3 protein-coding genes are annotated in these 2,321 nt (G+C 70.1%); all 3 read right to left on the bottom strand.

Annotated elements, in window-relative coordinates; all coding sequences use genetic code 11:
* Positions 1 to 722 (bottom strand): imidazole glycerol phosphate synthase subunit HisF (gene hisF / locus ACTHJR_RS19025; RefSeq protein ID WP_440524998.1); only part of this gene is annotated, 722 nt, incomplete at its 3' end.
* Between the two features lie 106 nt (positions 723 to 828).
* Positions 829 to 1,563 carry a 1-(5-phosphoribosyl)-5-[(5-phosphoribosylamino)methylideneamino]imidazole-4-carboxamide isomerase gene (hisA, locus tag ACTHJR_RS19020; protein ID WP_440524997.1) on the bottom strand — a complete coding sequence of 245 codons (735 nt, stop codon included), beginning with the start codon at positions 1,561 to 1,563 and terminating at the stop codon, positions 829 to 831.
* A 31-nt stretch (positions 1,564 to 1,594) separates the two neighbouring features.
* A complete protein-coding gene (hisH, locus tag ACTHJR_RS19015) occupies positions 1,595 to 2,200 on the bottom strand; it encodes an imidazole glycerol phosphate synthase subunit HisH (RefSeq protein WP_440524996.1) in 606 nt (201 codons plus the stop codon).
* Positions 2,201 to 2,321: the final 121 nt, after the last annotated feature.

Genomic DNA, 2,321 nt, shown 5'->3' with positions numbered 1-2,321 from the left:
CGGTGGGCGTCGGCGATGCTCGCCTCGCCGAAATGGAAGATGCTGGCGGCGAGCACCGCGCTGGCATGACCGTCGCGGATGCCGGCGACGAGGTCGTCGAGCCCGCCGACGCCGCCCGACGCCACCACCGGTACGCTGACCTGGTCGGCGATGATGCGGATGAGATCGAGGTCGTAGCCGTCGCGCGTGCCGTCGCGGTCCATGCTGGTGATCAGCAATTCGCCGGCGCCCAACTCGGCCAGCCGCACCGCGTGCGCGACCGCGTCGATCCCGGTCGGCTTGCGCCCGCCATGGGTGAAGACTTCCCAACCCTCGCCCGAGCGCCGCGCGTCGACCGAGGCGACGCAGCACTGGCTGCCGAACCGCTCGGCAATGTCGCCGACCAGTTCGGGCCGCGCCACCGCCGCGGAATTGACCGCCACCTTGTCGGCGCCGGCGAGCAGCAGCGCGCGCGCGTCCTCGGCGGAGCGGACGCCGCCGCCGACGGTGACGGGCATGAAGCAGACCTCGGCAGTGCGACGCACGACGTCGAGGATCGTGCCGCGCGCCTCGTGGCTGGCGGTGATGTCGAGGAAGCAGAGCTCGTCGGCGCCGGCGGTGTCATAGGCCTGCGCCTGCTCGACCGGGTCGCCGGCATCGCGCAGGTCGACGAAATTGACGCCCTTGACGACGCGGCCGTTGGCGACGTCGAGACAGGGAATGACGCGCGCGCGGACGGTCATATCCCCCTCCCGTTTACCGGAGGGGTTGGGGGAAGGCATATCTGCGAACCGAACATATCGAGCGGCACATGCCCTCCCCCAGCCCCTCCCGCAAGCGGGAGGGGAGTTATGCCGCCTCCGCCACCGCGATCGCGGTCGCGAGGTCGAGGCGGCCGTCATAGAGCGCGCGGCCGGTGATCACGCCTTCGATCCCGTCGCGCGCATGGAGCGCCAGTATGTGGATATCGCCTATCCCGGCGACTCCGCCCGAGGCGATCACGGGGATGTCGACCGCGCGCGCGAGGTCGACCGTCGCCTGGACGTTGCAGCCCTTGAGCAGCCCGTCGCGCCCGACGTCGGTGAACAGCAGCGCCGCGACGCCGGCATCCTCGAACCGGCGCGCCATGTCCTCGACCGAGACGTCGGACACATCGGCCCAGCCGCGCGTCGCGACCATGCCGTCCTTGGCGTCGACCGCGACGACGATGCCGCCGGGGAAATCGCGCGCCGCGTCGCGGACGAGTTCGGGATTGTCGAGCGCTGCGGTGCCGATCACGAGGCGCGACACGCCGGCGTCGAACCAGGCCTCGATCGCCTTGCGGTCGCGGATGCCGCCGCCGAGCTGGACGTGCCCGGGAAAGGCGGCGACCACCGCGCGGACGACGTCGCCATTGACCGACTCGCCGGCGAACGCGCCGTCGAGATCGACCATGTGAAGGTGCTGCGAGCCTGCCTGGGCGAACGCCACCGCCTGCGCGACGGGGTCGTCGCCATAGATGGTGGCGCGGTCCATATCGCCCTCGGCGAGACGCACGACATTGCCGCCCTTGAGGTCGATCGCGGGGAAGATGATGAGCGACATCAAAAGTCCCTCCCCGTGCCGGGGAGGAATATCATGGCCGCCATGTCAGGAACCTCTTCAACAGATCGAGCCCGTAACGCTGGCTCTTCTCGGGATGGAATTGCACGCCTGCCATATTGTCGCGCGCGATCGCGGCGACGACCGGGCCGGCATGGTCGGTGGTCGCGACCACGTCTGCACCCTCGAAGGCGTAGCTGTGCAGGAAATAGGCCTCGCCCGGCTCGATCAGGGGATGAGGGGAAACGGGACGGACGTCGTTCCAGCCCATGTGCGGGACCTTGGCGGCGGCATCGGCGGGAGCGAGCAAGCGCACACGGCCCGCGATCCAGCCGAGCCCCGGATGGTCGCCCATTTCCTCGCCGACTTCGGCCATCAATTGCATGCCGACGCAGATGCCCAGAAAGGGCACGCCGCTTCGCCGCACGCGCTCGTCGAGCGCCTCGACCATGCCGGCCACACCGCGCAGCGCCGCCGAACAGGCCCCGAACGCGCCGACGCCCGGCAGGACGATGCGGTCGGCGCGGCGCACGAGGTCGGGATCCGCGGTGACCGCGATGTCGTTCGCGCCCGCCGCCTTCAGCGCGTTGGCGACCGAATAGAGATTGCCCGCGCCGTAATCGATCAGCGCGAGCGTCATGTCAGCGCGGCGGCGACCGCGTCGGCCGCCCAACTGGCGTTGAACTCGATTACCTCGATCGTCGCGGCGCCGCTGGTCACGAAGGGATCGCTGGCGGCAAGCGCTTCGACCTCTGCCTTGC

The organism is Sphingomonas sp., assembly GCF_051962185.1.
In the GTDB taxonomy this organism is placed as follows: Bacteria; Pseudomonadota; Alphaproteobacteria; order Sphingomonadales; family Sphingomonadaceae; genus Sphingomonas.
The sequence above is the reverse complement of the archived record's forward strand: the minus strand, read 5'-3'. Positions and strand labels throughout refer to the sequence as shown.